The following is a 13,680-nucleotide window of genomic DNA, read 5'->3' on the forward strand; positions in this document are numbered from 1 at the left end:
GCTTTTGTAGGTAAAAATGGTGAAGGAAAATCAACGATGATTAAAGCCATCATGAAAGAAATTGAGATCAACAGTGGTTCTGTTGAAGTGGGTCATAATGCACAAATTGGTTACTTCGCTCAAAATCAAGCTTCATTATTAGATGAAAATAAAACTATATTTTCAACTATAGATGATATTGCAGTGGGGGAGGTACGAACAAAAATTAAAGATATTTTGGGCGCATTCATGTTCCAAGGCGATGATATTACTAAAAAAGTAAAAGTACTTTCTGGTGGTGAAAAAACCCGATTGGCCATGATAAAATTATTGTTAGAACCAGTTAATTTATTGATTTTGGATGAGCCTTCTAATCACTTGGATATGAAGACTAAAGATATTATCAAAGATGCTTTACGCGATTTTGATGGTACATTAATTTTGGTTTCGCATGATAGAGATTTCCTAGATGGTTTGGCAACTAAAGTTTTTGAATTTGGAAACAAACGAGTAAAAGAACATTTTGAAGATATCAAAGGTTTCTTGGCTCACAAAAAAATGGAAAGTCTTAGAGATATTGAAAAATAGTAATTCTAAATTAACGACTGAATAATCTATATTTTTATACCTAGAAAACGTAGTGTTCTTCTATTAATTTAATAAGATTATTGTACTAAAATTTTCTGAGTGAAACGTTTATTGTTTTCAGAAAAAATTTCTACTATGTAAACTCCAGCATTTCTAATTGGATTTATAGCTATGTCATTTACTGTTTCTTGCAATGAAATGATTTTAGTTTCCATTTTTCTTCCTTGAATATCATAAATATTTAAAGTTGCATTTTCTAAAGTTAAATTTGATTTAATAGATAAAACTCCATTATTTACTTCATTGCTAGAAATTGAAAAAGTGTTTTTATTGAATTCACTATTCGATAGGTTAAAACTTAAACCAGCCCATGTTGATGAAACACTAATCAAGCCAACTTTGCCAGTTGGAATACCTTGACTCGTGTTTAAGTAAAAATTTAAGGCTTTTATGGTTCCAGTATTATCAGTTCCACTAGCGATAGTAACATTTGCATTCGTTGGTTCGCCTATTGCAAAATTGGGATCAATATACAGTTTTACAATATCATCACTAACATCTGCATTTTTTGTATACTTAACAATAAGCAAATGATTGGTGTCAAAACTAAACTCATTAGCCGTGTCGTAGGTTGAACCTGAAGTTTTTCCTATACCAAAGATTAAACCATTCGAAACCGTCTTTTTAGCAAATATTCTAGCAGCTGTGTTAAAAGCTCCAGTTGATATTCTAAAAAAATCATTTATTGTGCCTGAAAATGTTGCATTACTAAAGTTGACAACCATACCAAAATAAGCATCAGTTGTTGAAACTGGAGTAAAAAGTGTACCAATTCCATCTTTATTTGTACCGATTTCAAGAGATTTAGTTGATGAACCATATCCAATATAGTTTAATCCTTGAGCAAGAAGGACAGAATTACAGGAAGGAAAGCATCCGCCGCCGCCGCCTAAAGATGTATCATTCGACCAAGTCCCTTGTCCGTTTAATTGAACGCCCGTATTATATATACTAAAGTCATCTCTAAAAATATTTTGAGCAAATGTAAAGGATGAAGCTACAATTGAAATTAAGAGTAAATATTTTTTCATTTTCTATTGTTTTTTGAATTATATTTTTTTTCAAATATATTTATTTTTGTTGTTTTAAGAATTGTTTATTGACATATTTTTAAGTTTAATAGGTTATTTTTGCAAATAATTTCATTAAAATGAATCTATCTCAATACACAAAAGAGTTCTCTTATAACCTACGATTAGCTTATCCCGTAATTCTTGGTATGCTTGGTCATACGCTTATAGGTATTGTTGACAATATTATGGTTGGCAAACTAGGTTCGACGGAATTAGCTGCAGTATCATTGGGAAATAGTCTGATTTTTATAGCCATGTCTCTAGGAATTGGATTCTCAACCGCCATTACACCTATCGTGGCTGAGGCTAATGCAGAAAATGACATTTCAAAAATTCGTTCTGCATTTCATCATGGATTATTTTTATGTACTATTTTAGGAATTTTACTTTTTGGATTAGTTGTTTTAGCTAAGCCAATTATGGAGTTTTTACATCAGCCAAAAGAAGTAATTACATTAGCAATGCCTTATTTAGATTGGGTTGCTTTTTCATTGGTGCCATTAATAATTTATCAAGGATATAAGCAATTTGCGGATGGTCTTTCCATGACAAAAGTTTCTATGTATGCTATTATAATGGCAAATATTGTACATGTAATCATCAACTATTGTTTGATATATGGTTTTTGGATATTTCCAAAGATGGGAATTCTTGGGGCAGGACTAGGAACCGTTATTTCCAGAATAGCGATGGTCACTTTTATGCATATCATTTTAACACGAAAAGAACAGCTTAAAGAATATTTCAAGGATTTTAGTTTTGATGAAATAAATAAATCAACCCTAAAAAAAATTATTGATTTAGGTTTTCCTTCAGCTTTACAAATGCTTTTTGAGGTTGTATTATTTACCGCAGCAATTTGGCTCTGTGGAAATATTGGAAAAACAAGTCAGGCGGCAAATCAAATTGCATTGAGTTTAGCATCTATGACTTTTATGGTTGCTATGGGTTTGAGCGTAGTTTCTATGATTAGAATTAGTCATCAAAAAGGTCTGAATGATTATAAACAATTAATTATAGTAGCACGCTCTATCTTTTTATTAGCTATTATTTTAGAGATCGCATTTGCATTTCTATTTGTGGCACTGCATCAAGTTTTACCTTATATGTTTCTGAATATGGAAAACCAATCTCAATTATTAGACAATAAAGAAGTAATCATAATTGCTTCAAAATTACTTTTGGTTGCTGCCGTTTTTCAAATTTCAGATGGAATTCAGGTGGTCGTACTCGGTGCTCTTCGCGGTTTGCAAGATGTAAAAATTCCAATGTATATTACTTTTGTGGCCTATTGGGTTGTTGGTTTTCCTATTTCATTTTATCTAGGAGAATATACTTCTTTGAAAGCTATTGGCGTTTGGATTGGATTATTTGCCGGACTTTCAGTTGCAGCACTTTTTTTATTTATTCGATTTCATTATTTAACTAAAAAATTACTTTTACAAAAAGCAGTAGATAATTTGTAACTTCCCAATAAGTATTACGTATAATTAATGTATAATTTAAAAAATTACTAAAATGATACTTTCACTAATTATTGGTTTTATCTTAATTATTATCAGCTTTACGCTCAAAACAAACGAGAGTCAGCTTTCAAAATTCGCCAATTTTTTTAGAATATTTGGTTTTGTTGTTATTTTATTAGGATTATTATCATCCACTTTTAAGCAAATAGATGCTGGTAAAGTTGGTGTAAAATCACTCTATGGAAATGTTCAACCCGATATTTTAGAAAGTGGTTTGCATGTTGTAAATCCGCTTTTGGATATTACTAGTTTTGATACTCAAACACAAAATTATACCATGTCGGCAATTCACGACGAAGGAGATAAAGAAGGTGATGATGCTATAAGGGTTTTATCCAATGATGGATTGGAGGTTGTCATAGATTTGACAGTTTTGTATCGAGTGGTTCCACAAGATGCGCCAAAAATTTTTAAAGGAATTGGTGAAAACTATACCGATAAAATTGTGCGTCCAGTAACCAGAACTCGCATTCGTGACAATGCTGTTTATTATGATGCCGTGGCATTATATTCTACTAAAAGAGGGGAGTTTCAACAACGAATTTTTAAAAGTATCGAAGCTGATTTTAAATCAAGAGGTTTGGTGTTAGAACAATTATTAATCAGAAATATTAATCTTCCTGCATCTGTAAAAACCACGATTGAAAGTAAAATTAATGCGGAGCAAGATGCACAAAAAATGACATTTGTACTTCAAAAAGAAAAACAAGAAGCCGAACGTAAAAGAGTAGAAGCTCAAGGTATTGCAGACTATCAAAGGATTATTTCTTCTGGTTTAACCGATAAACAATTGCAATACGAGCAAATTAAAGCTCAAAAAGAAATTGCTACATCTCCTAATTCCAAAGTTATTTTTATGGGAAAAGGTAGTGCGCCAGTAATTTTGTCTGATAAATAATCTTTGTTGTCGGTTATCTGTTATGAGTTATCTGTTTTTAACTATTTTTGTGACAGACAACTGATAACAGATAACACAAATAATCATGCAATTACCAAAATTTGTACTCGCCGACAACTCTGAATTTCCCGATGATATTTTTGTAATACATCTTGACTTTCCTCGTTTTATTATCAATTTAAAAGATGATGAAGTGGAGTTTTTGGAAGATTTAGAAGGAGAAGATGAAACAGAACTGGAAGCTGAAATGGAACACCTTATTACTCTTGCAGGAGAGTTCTATGATAAAGAAATTAAAAGCTACGAAGAGTAATTACTCTTTAAAATATTTTTTTAATAATATTTGTGCTGCAGCGAATGGAGAAATTCTATCATTTTGTACTGCTTTTTTATTTTCTTCCAATAGCTTTATAATTTCAGGATGATTGTAAAAATTTGATTGTATTTGTTCATTAATCGTTTCCAGCATCCAAAATTGGTTCTGATTTTTTCGTTTTGCGTCAAAATAATTATTGGCTTTCACCATATCTAAATAACTAGAAATCGTTTGCCAAACCCGATCAATTCCTTCTTTTGTCAAAGAACTACAGGTTGCCACTGTTGGTATCCAACCCGAACTTTTTGCTGGAAATAAATGCAAAGCACGGTTAAATTCAGTTTTGGCCAAATTAGCTTTGTTGATGTTGTCGCCGTCGGCTTTATTAATCACAATAGCATCAGCCATTTCCATAATGCCACGCTTTATTCCCTGTAATTCATCGCCAGCTCCAGAAATTTTTAATAATAAAAAGAAATCAACCATACTGTGTACAGCGGTTTCGCTTTGGCCAACACCAACTGTTTCAATAATAATCGTATCAAAACCTGCTGCTTCACAAAGAGTTATTGTTTCACGAGTTTTACGGGCCACACCACCAAGAGTCTCTCCCGAAGCAGACGGTCTGATATAGGCATTTTCATTTTTCACCAATTCTTCCATCCTGGTTTTGTCTCCCAAAATACTTCCATGAGAAATGGTACTAGTAGGGTCAACTGCTAAGACAGCAACTTTTTTTTCAAGCGAAGTTAAATAAGTACCAAATGCTTCAATAAAAGTACTTTTTCCAACTCCAGGCACCCCTGTAATTCCTATTCTAATCGACTTATTTGCATGGGATAAACAGCAATTGATAATTTCATTGGCTTTTGATAAATGATCAGGATTAGTGCTTTCAATTAGCGTAATGGCGCGACTCAAAGCTACTTTGTCATGGTCTAGAATTCCTTTGATAAGCTCTTTTGCAGTAGGCTGTACTTTTCGCTGACTTACAATTTTAGCCATAGCATCTTGACTGAAAATTTCTGGTTGAAGAATTCCATCTTTTTCGTGTAAAGCTGATTTTTTATTTGGATTTTCCAATAGTTTTATCAAATTATTGCCTTTACAAATTTACATTAAAAATAATTTACTTTTTCGTTACTACCAATTCCTTTATAACTTAGTCATAAATTCTTTGACGAATAATTATGTTGAATTCAAAGCAAAACAATACTTTTACAGTCTAAAATAAGTATTGTGAATTCAGAAACTTCTACATTAGAAAACAAATCCGAATTAGTTCAAAAAACAATTTTCTCAATATTATTTGCCATTAGTTTTGCTCATCTGCTTAATGATTTAATTCAAGCTGTAATACCTTCTGTTTATCCTATTTTAAAGCAAAATTATAATCTTACATTTTCACAAATTGGATTAATTACATTTGCTTTTCAGTTTTCAGCTTCTATACTGCAACCTTTTGTAGGCTATTATACAGACAACCATCCAAAACCTTTTTCACAGGTTTTTGGAATATTATTCTCAACTGTTGGGATAGTTTTCTTATCATTTGCAGATAATTTCTATTGGATACTACTTGCTGTTGTTTTAATTGGAACAGGTTCTGCGATTTTTCATCCTGAATCAGCACGTATTTCCAATCTTGCCTCTGGTGGAAAACGAGGATTGGCGCAGTCTATATTTCAGGTTGGCGGAAATTTAGGAACTGCTTTGGCACCATTGTTCGTGGCATTAATTGTTGTTCCCAATTCTCAAAAACACATACTTTTTTTTCTTATTGCAGCCGTTATTGCTTTAGGAGTAATTTCAAAAATTGCTTTTTGGTATCGTGATCATTTGGTCTTACGTAATAATAACAAAGGCGAATTTATTAATTTTCATACTCTTTCAAAAAGCAAGGTTAAATTTGCTATTGCAGTTTTATTAATTCTTATTTTTTCTAAGTTTTTTTATTCGGCTAGTTTATCTACTTACTATACTTTTTATGTAATTGATAAATTCCATCTTTCTATTCAACAAGCTCAATTTCATATGTTTATTTACCTAATTGCTTATGCTTTAGGTACTATTTTAGGAGGGCCTTTAGGCGATAAGTTTGGAAGAAAATATATTATTTGGTTTTCAGTTTTTGGGGTAGCACCTTTTGCTTTATTACTGCCTTATGCCAATCTTTTCTATACTGATGTATTGATGATTATTATTGGTTTAATCATTTCTTCTGCCTTTCCTGCTATTATTGTTTATGCTCAAGAATTAGTGCCTAAAAAACTTGGAATGGTTTCAGGACTTTTCTATGGTTTTGCTTTTGGAATGGGTGCGTTGGGTTCAGCTTTGTTAGGGATATTAGCAGACCACACCTCAATAGTTTTTGTATATAAAATTTGTTCATTTTTTCCTTTGATGGGAATTATATGTTATTTTCTTCCTAATTTGAAGAAGAAATAAAGTTTGTATTTATTACTTTTACTTTTCAATTTTCAAAATAATGTCATTACAACCCGAAATACTTCAGAAACTTGCAATAATAGTAGGTGAAACACATGTCTTTACAGACCAAGAAACTAGAAATCATTATGGACATGATGAGACCGAAGACTATGTTTTTCCGCCAAGTGTTGTAGTAAAACCTGCCAATGCAAATGAGGTTTCTGCCATATTGAAACTGGCTAATGATTACAAAATCCCAACAACACCTATCGGAGCTAGAACAGGATTGAGTGGTGGTGCTTTATGTATATATCAAGGCATCGGTTTGTCTATGGAACGCTTAAATAAAATCATTGAAATTGACGAGCAAAATCTTCAAGTGACAGTTGAACCTGCAGTTATAAATCAGGTTTTACGAGAAGCTGTTGATGAAAAAGGATTGTTTTATCCTGTTGATCCAAGTAGTATGGGAAGTTGTTGGATAGGGGGAAATATAGCAGAAAATGCTGGTGGTGCTCGTGCTTTAAAATATGGAGTAACCAAAGATTATGTACTTAATCTTGAAGTGGTTTTACCTAATGGTGAAATCATTTGGACTGGTGCTAATACTTTAAAAAACTCAACAGGTTATAATCTGACACAATTAATGGTTGGAAGTGAAGGAACTCTAGGTGTTATTACCAAAGCCGTTTTAAAGCTATTGCCAAAAAATAATCATAATGTATTAATGTTGGTTCCATTTTTTAAAGCTCACGAAGCTTGTGAAGCAGTTTCGGCTATTTTTAGGGCTGGAATTACGCCAAGTGCTCTAGAGTTTATGGAAAGAGATGCCATCGATTGGACTATACGATTTGTGGAAGGCATCAGTGTTACTATTAAACCTGAACATCAAGCACATTTGTTAATAGAAGTTGATGGTAATTATCCAGATATTTTGATGCAAGAAGCTGAGAAAATTTTAACTGTTGTAGAACAATTTGATATTGATGAGGTTTTATTTGCCGATACCGAAGATCAAAAAAATGCGTTATGGAAAATGCGCCGTGCGGTAGGCGAAGCTGTGAAATCAAACTCTATATATAAAGAAGAAGATACCGTAGTGCCAAGATATATGCTTCCTGAATTGTTATCTGGAATAAAAAATATAGGAAATAAATACGGATTTAAATCGGTTTGCTATGGTCATGCAGGTGACGGAAATCTTCATGTAAATATTATTAAAGGAGACTTGTCTGACGAAAATTGGAACACAGAAGTACCTAAAGGAATTCGTGAAATATTTGAATTAACGGTATCTTTAAAAGGAACACTTTCAGGCGAACACGGTATTGGTTTTGTGCAAAAAAATTATATGGATATTGCTTTTTCTAAAATACATTTGGAATTAATGGAACGAATTAAACACGTTTTTGACCCCAATAATATTTTAAATCCTGGAAAGATTTTCCCTGATGATTTATAAAATAAATTTTCTTTTAATACAAAACGAGAGTGTTTTTTTAATCTCTCTTGGGAGTGTTTTTCTTATTTCTTTTTTCCTCTTTCTTTTCTTTTGCAGTCTTCAAAGGTTCTTTTTTTGCTGCTTTCTGAACATCTTTTCCTTTTGCCATGATATGTTGTTTAATTTTTTTTATTAAAAATAATAGTAAATATAAAGAAAATTGATTTAGTCATGCACTAAAATCCATTCGCCCGAAGCTAATAAACTTTCTGCTTTTTTGAATTTCATCGTCTCTGTTTTACCACTAATTACTTGTTTGATAGTAACAGTATCATTTCGATTTATTTTTGGAGTTTCTCTAACTATTGTTTCCGTTACTTGAGGTCGTTGTTGGGTTTGTCCCGCTTCACGATTAGCACTTTCGCTATTTGTAATTTCATCTCTTGTTTCGGTATAGTTGCGTTTTTCGCGAACTTGTTTTGCTTCTTGAATGTTTTGATTTTGTTGTGGCAAATCACCTTTGAATAAAAATGAAATTACTTCTTTATTCACGCCATCTAACATGGTTCTAAACAAGTTAAAAGCTTCTAATTTATAGATTAGCAAAGGATCTTTTTGCTCATGAACAGCTAATTGAACCGAAGTTTTCAATTCATCCATTTTGCGTAAATGTTTTTTCCATGCTTCGTCAACTATGGCTAGAGTGATGTTTTTTTCAAAATCAGCCACAAGATGCGTTCCATTACTATCGAATGCTTTTTTCAAATCAGTTACTACATTCAATGTTTTAATTCCATCTGAAAAAGGCACTACGATGCGCTCAAATTTATTTCCTTCTTTTTGATAAACATCAGTAATAATAGGAAAAGCTTCTCGAGCACTTCTTTCGGTTTTCTCAGTATAATATGCCATTACAGTTTTATATACTTTACCTGTAATATCCATTTCTGATAATTTGTCAAACTCGTTTGAAGTAATTGGAGAAGTAATGGAGAAATATCTAATCAATTCAAACTCGAAGTTTTTAAAATCATTTTTTGATTTATTTTCACCAACGATTAATTCGCAAGTATCATACATCATATTTGCAATATCTAGTTTTAAACGTTCTCCATGTAAGGCATGACGACGACGTTTGTAAACTACTTCTCTTTGTGCATTCATAACGTCATCATATTCTAATAAACGTTTACGGGTACCAAAATTGTTTTCTTCTACTTTCTTTTGTGCACGCTCAATAGACTTGGTCATCATAGAATGTTGAATTACTTCACCTTCTTTTAATCCCATTCTATCCATTATTTTTGCCACTCTATCTGAACCAAACAAACGCATTAAATTATCTTCTAAAGACACGTAAAACTGTGAACTTCCAGGGTCTCCTTGACGACCAGCACGACCTCGTAATTGACGGTCTACACGACGTGAGTCGTGACGTTCTGTACCAATGATGGCTAAACCTCCAGCAGCTTTTACTTCTGGAGTTAATTTAATATCAGTTCCACGTCCAGCCATGTTTGTAGCAATTGTGACCACTCCCGATTTTCCTGCTTCTTCTACAATTTGAGCTTCCTGTTTATGCATTTTAGCATTCAAAACGTTGTGGGCTACACCACGAATTTTCAACATTCGACTTAATAATTCTGAAATTTCTACCGAGGTTGTTCCAATTAAAACGGGTCTTCCCGCCTGTGACAATTGAGTAACGTCTTCTATCACAGCATTAAATTTCTCACGAACGGAGCGATAAATCAAATCTTCTTTATCAATACGTGACATTCCTCTATTGGTTGGAATTTCAACAACATCAAGTTTGTAAATTTCCCAAAGTTCACCTGCTTCTGTTACAGCAGTTCCTGTCATACCCGCTAATTTGCTGTACATACGGAAGTAATTTTGTAGTGTAATTGTAGCAAATGTTTGTGTAGCCGCTTCAATAGTTACGCTTTCTTTTGCTTCAATGGCTTGGTGCAATCCGTCAGAATAACGTCTCCCATCCATAATACGTCCTGTTTGCTCATCAACAATCAAAATTTTGTTGTCCATAATAACATATTCTACATCTTTTTCAAACAAGGTGTAGGCTTTTAACAACTGGGTAAGTGTGTGAATTCTTTCAGATTTTATTCCAAAATCTTGAAACAATTTTTCTTTGGCTTCAGCTTCAGCGTCTTTGTTTAAGTTTTGTTTATCAATAGTAGCAATTTCAGTTCCGATATCTGGTAGGATAAAAAAAGTTTCATCAGTATCTTTTGAAAGGAATTTTACACCATTATCAGATAATTCTACTTGATTATTTTTTTCTTCAATTACAAAATATAAAGCTTCATCAACCTCAGGCATCTTCCGGTTATTGTCTGCCATATATTCGTTTTCGGTTTTTTGTAATAATTGCTTAACACCTTCTTCGCTTAGGAACTTTATAAGTGCTTTGTTTTTTGGTAATGCTCTATAAGTTCTAAGTAATTGAAAACCTGCATCCTTCATATTCCCCTCTTTAAACAAACGTTTTGCTTCGGTTAAAAATCCATTTGCCAATTGACGCTGCAAATTATATAAGTTTTCAACTTTAGGTTTTAATTCATTGAATTCGTGTCTATCACCATCAGGAACTGGACCAGAAATTATCAAAGGAGTTCTCGCATCATCAATTAATACCGAATCCACCTCATCGACTATAGCGTAATTATGTTTTCGTTGCACTAAATCTTCAGGATTATGAGCCATATTATCACGCAAATAGTCAAAACCAAATTCGTTATTGGTTCCATAAGTAATATCTGCTTCGTATGCTTTTCTTCGTGCATCAGAATTTGGAGAATGATTATCGATACAATCAACAGTCAAACCATGGAATTCAAACAATGGAGCTTTCCATGTGCTATCACGTTTTGCTAAATAATCATTCACCGTTACAAGATGAACACCATTTCCAGTTAAAGCATTAAGGTATAAAGGCAATGTGGCTACTAAAGTTTTTCCTTCACCCGTTTGCATTTCGGCAATTTTACCTTCATGCAATACAATACCACCAATTAATTGAACATCATAGTGAATCATATCCCAAGTGATTTGCTTTCCTGCAGCATTCCATTGATTAGCCCAATTGGCTTTGTCTCCATCTAGGGTGATATAAGTCTTAGTTGCCGAAAGTTCTCTGTCTTTTGGAGTGGCAGTAACTGTAACAGTTGAATTTTCTTTGAAACGACGTGCTGTTTCTTTCACCACAGCAAAAGCTTCAGGAAGTATTTCTATCAATACTTTTTCAGAAATGTCATAAGCTTCTTTTTCTAACGTATCAATAGCATTGTAAATATCTTCTCTTTGATCAATGTCAGAAGTGTTTTCTGCTTCAATTTTTTTAGATTCTATTTCAGTATCTTGTTTAGAACGAGCTTGTTTTATTTTTTCTTTAAAATCAGCTGTTTTAGCTCTCAATTCATCATTAGAAAGTGATGCTAATACTGATTCTAATGCTTTAATTTTAGTTATGTAGGGTTGAGTAGCTTTGACGTCTTTTTGAGATTTGTCACCTACAAAAGCTTTAATAATGCTATTTATGAAACTCATAATTCGGTTAATATTTATATTTTAATTTTATCAGTTTTCGGTTTTCAGTTACTTTCGTTGAAGAAGGATTTTAATAAATTTAAATTATTAAAAAACTTTTAAAACGGAGAATAGACAACGGATTTAGTCTGTAAATTTAAACAAAAAAAAAGCCCGAAATGGACTTTTTCTGTTGTGATTATTTATTTTTTAATATTCATCCTCGTTCCAAAGATAATCTTCGTCTGTTGGATAATCTGGCCAAATTTCTTCCATTGATTCATAAATTTCGCCTTCATCTTCTATGGACTGTAAATTCTCCACTACTTCTAGTGGAGCCCCAGTTCTTATAGCATAGTCAATAAGCTCATCTTTATTAGCTGGCCAAGGCGCATCACTTAAATAGGATGCTAATTCTAATGTCCAATACATCTTCTATCGATTTTTAGTTTATGCAAAAATAAATTTTATACTGAAAAAGTCAAGTAAAAATCAATTTATTTTTTAAAAAAGTTAAGAACGTCTTATTTCAGCGGTCTGCCTTAGTCTTTTATTGGTTTAATTTATAGACTTTGACTGGTTGTTTTTTGGAATCCACTTTACTTCTTTCGCTTCTAATTCAAATGACAACTTCCGTGCCAAGACAAAAAGATAGTCGGAAAGTCTGTTTAAGTATTTAATAACTTCTTCATCTGTTGGCTCTAATTCGTGTAAATGCACAACTAAACGTTCTGCTCTTCGGCATACACAGCGAGCGATATGACAATATGACACAGTTGTATGCCCACCAGGTAAAACAAAATGTGTCATTTGGGGCAAAGAGGTATCCATAGTGTCAATTTCATTTTCAAGAAACAAAATATCTGAATCAGAAATTCTATTTATATTTAATCGCGGCTGACCATTTTTTAGTATTTCATTTTCTGGTGGTGTTGCTAGAATTGCTCCAACAGTAAATAATCTATCTTGCACTTCAATTAAAACATTTTTGTATAATTGATTAATATCTTGATCTCGAATTAATCCTATATGAGAATTGAGTTCATCAACAGTTCCATAGCTTTCAATTCGAATATGATGTTTTGGTACACGCGTTCCACCAAATAGCGCTGTAGTTCCTGTGTCTCCTGTTTTGGTATAGATTTTCATTTTATTGATAATTATTTGTTTTTAATAGTGTCACTTTCAATAATTCCGTCTTTTAGACGAATAACTCTGTGCGCATAGCGAGCAATTTCTTCTTCGTGTGTTACTATAATAATTGTATTTCCCTTTTTATGAATATCATTGAATAAATTCATAATTTCTTCAGATGTTTTACTATCAAGATTTCCTGTTGGCTCGTCGGCTAATATAATAGATGGATTATTTACCATTGCTCTTGCAATAGCCACTCGTTGACGCTGTCCTCCAGAAAGTTGATTCGGCTGATGATCCATTCTGTCGGAAAGATTTACTTGTTTTAATACTTCAGTAGCACGTTCATTTCTTTCTGATTTAGAGTGACCAGCGTAAATCATAGGTAATGCTACATTGTCAAGAGCAGTTGTTCTTGGTAACAGGTTAAAAGTTTGAAAAACAAAACCAATTTCTTTGTTTCTGATTTCAGCTAAATCATCATCATGCATTTGACTAACATCCTTTTCATTCAAGATATAACTTCCAGAAGTAGGCGTGTCTAAGCAACCTAAAAGGTTCATTAAAGTAGATTTTCCAGAGCCTGATGACCCCATTAGTGCCACATATTCGCCTTTGTTTATTTGTAAATCAATTCCTTTTAAAACATTAATAGTTTCATTTCCTAATTGAAAATCGCGTTT

General features: G+C 32.6%; 12 protein-coding genes. 6 read left to right on the forward strand and 6 right to left on the reverse strand.

Going from position 1 to position 13,680, the window contains the following annotated elements; translation table 11 throughout:
• Positions 1 to 567: ATP-binding cassette domain-containing protein (locus tag ACOYLT_RS07040; protein ID WP_422853156.1), on the forward strand; the 567-nt coding region annotated here is incomplete at its 5' end.
• 77 nt (positions 568 to 644) lie between these two features.
• Here the strand turns inward: ACOYLT_RS07040 and ACOYLT_RS07045 are convergent.
• Positions 645 to 1,658, reverse strand: coding sequence for a T9SS type A sorting domain-containing protein (locus ACOYLT_RS07045; RefSeq protein ID WP_422853157.1), 1,014 nt, complete (start codon positions 1,656 to 1,658; stop codon positions 645 to 647).
• A 119-nt stretch (positions 1,659 to 1,777) separates the two neighbouring features.
• Between ACOYLT_RS07045 and ACOYLT_RS07050 the strand changes: the two genes are divergently transcribed.
• From ACOYLT_RS07050 to ACOYLT_RS07060, 3 genes are all read left to right on the forward strand, one after another.
• Positions 1,778 to 3,166 carry an MATE family efflux transporter gene (locus ACOYLT_RS07050; protein ID WP_422853158.1) on the forward strand — a complete coding sequence of 463 codons (1,389 nt, stop codon included), beginning with the start codon at positions 1,778 to 1,780 and terminating at the stop codon, positions 3,164 to 3,166.
• 52 nt (positions 3,167 to 3,218) lie between these two features.
• Positions 3,219 to 4,124 (forward strand): prohibitin family protein, encoded by a 906-nt coding sequence (locus ACOYLT_RS07055; protein ID WP_422853159.1) that lies wholly within the window; start codon positions 3,219 to 3,221, stop codon positions 4,122 to 4,124.
• Positions 4,125 to 4,209: 85 nt separating this feature from the next.
• Entirely contained in the window at positions 4,210 to 4,437 is a 228-nt protein-coding gene (locus ACOYLT_RS07060; RefSeq protein WP_422853160.1) for a hypothetical protein, read from the forward strand.
• Here the strand turns inward: ACOYLT_RS07060 and meaB are convergent, their stop codons facing one another.
• Positions 4,438 to 5,535: a methylmalonyl Co-A mutase-associated GTPase MeaB gene (gene meaB / locus ACOYLT_RS07065; protein ID WP_422853161.1), complete on the reverse strand. Its 1,098-nt coding sequence runs from the start codon at positions 5,533 to 5,535 to the stop codon at positions 4,438 to 4,440.
• Positions 5,536 to 5,670: 135 nt separating this feature from the next.
• Here meaB and ACOYLT_RS07070 point away from each other — a divergent pair, with 135 nt between their 5' ends.
• Positions 5,671 to 6,888 (forward strand): MFS transporter, encoded by a 1,218-nt coding sequence (locus ACOYLT_RS07070; protein ID WP_422853167.1) that lies wholly within the window; start codon positions 5,671 to 5,673, stop codon positions 6,886 to 6,888.
• Between the two features lie 40 nt (positions 6,889 to 6,928).
• Positions 6,929 to 8,332, forward strand: coding sequence for an FAD-binding oxidoreductase (locus ACOYLT_RS07075; protein ID WP_422853162.1), 1,404 nt, complete (start codon positions 6,929 to 6,931; stop codon positions 8,330 to 8,332).
• A gap of 204 nt (positions 8,333 to 8,536) precedes the next feature.
• Here ACOYLT_RS07075 and secA read toward each other — a convergent pair whose 3' ends face one another.
• The 4 genes from secA to ACOYLT_RS07095 all read right to left on the reverse strand — a co-directional run.
• Positions 8,537 to 11,881 carry a preprotein translocase subunit SecA gene (secA, locus tag ACOYLT_RS07080; RefSeq protein WP_422853163.1) on the reverse strand — a complete coding sequence of 1,115 codons (3,345 nt, stop codon included), beginning with the start codon at positions 11,879 to 11,881 and terminating at the stop codon, positions 8,537 to 8,539.
• Between the two features lie 189 nt (positions 11,882 to 12,070).
• Positions 12,071 to 12,292 (reverse strand): DUF2795 domain-containing protein, encoded by a 222-nt coding sequence (locus ACOYLT_RS07085; RefSeq protein WP_422853164.1) that lies wholly within the window; start codon positions 12,290 to 12,292, stop codon positions 12,071 to 12,073.
• Between the two features lie 126 nt (positions 12,293 to 12,418).
• Positions 12,419 to 13,009 (reverse strand): cob(I)yrinic acid a,c-diamide adenosyltransferase, encoded by a 591-nt coding sequence (locus ACOYLT_RS07090; RefSeq protein WP_422853165.1) that lies wholly within the window; start codon positions 13,007 to 13,009, stop codon positions 12,419 to 12,421.
• An 11-nt stretch (positions 13,010 to 13,020) separates the two neighbouring features.
• Positions 13,021 to 13,680 (reverse strand): ABC transporter ATP-binding protein (locus ACOYLT_RS07095; protein ID WP_422853166.1); only part of this gene is annotated, 660 nt, incomplete at its 5' end.

Origin of the sequence: Flavobacterium sp., assembly GCF_049318185.1 — a bacterium.
In the GTDB taxonomy this organism is placed as follows: domain Bacteria; phylum Bacteroidota; class Bacteroidia; order Flavobacteriales; family Flavobacteriaceae; genus Flavobacterium.

Bases quoted from the DNA above. Each gene is read 5' to 3' on its own strand.
- ACOYLT_RS07045 (WP_422853157.1), bottom strand. From the start codon at position 1,658: ATGAAAAAATATTTACTCTTAATTTCAATTGTAGCTTCATCCTTTACA.
- ACOYLT_RS07050 (WP_422853158.1), top strand. From the start codon at position 1,778: ATGAATCTATCTCAATACACAAAAGAGTTCTCTTATAACCTACGATTA.
- ACOYLT_RS07055 (WP_422853159.1), top strand. From the start codon at position 3,219: ATGATACTTTCACTAATTATTGGTTTTATCTTAATTATTATCAGCTTT.
- ACOYLT_RS07060 (WP_422853160.1), top strand. From the start codon at position 4,210: ATGCAATTACCAAAATTTGTACTCGCCGACAACTCTGAATTTCCCGAT.
- ACOYLT_RS07075 (WP_422853162.1), top strand. From the start codon at position 6,929: ATGTCATTACAACCCGAAATACTTCAGAAACTTGCAATAATAGTAGGT.
- secA (WP_422853163.1), bottom strand. From the start codon at position 11,881: ATGAGTTTCATAAATAGCATTATTAAAGCTTTTGTAGGTGACAAATCT.
- ACOYLT_RS07085 (WP_422853164.1), bottom strand. From the start codon at position 12,292: ATGTATTGGACATTAGAATTAGCATCCTATTTAAGTGATGCGCCTTGG.
- ACOYLT_RS07090 (WP_422853165.1), bottom strand. From the start codon at position 13,009: ATGAAAATCTATACCAAAACAGGAGACACAGGAACTACAGCGCTATTT.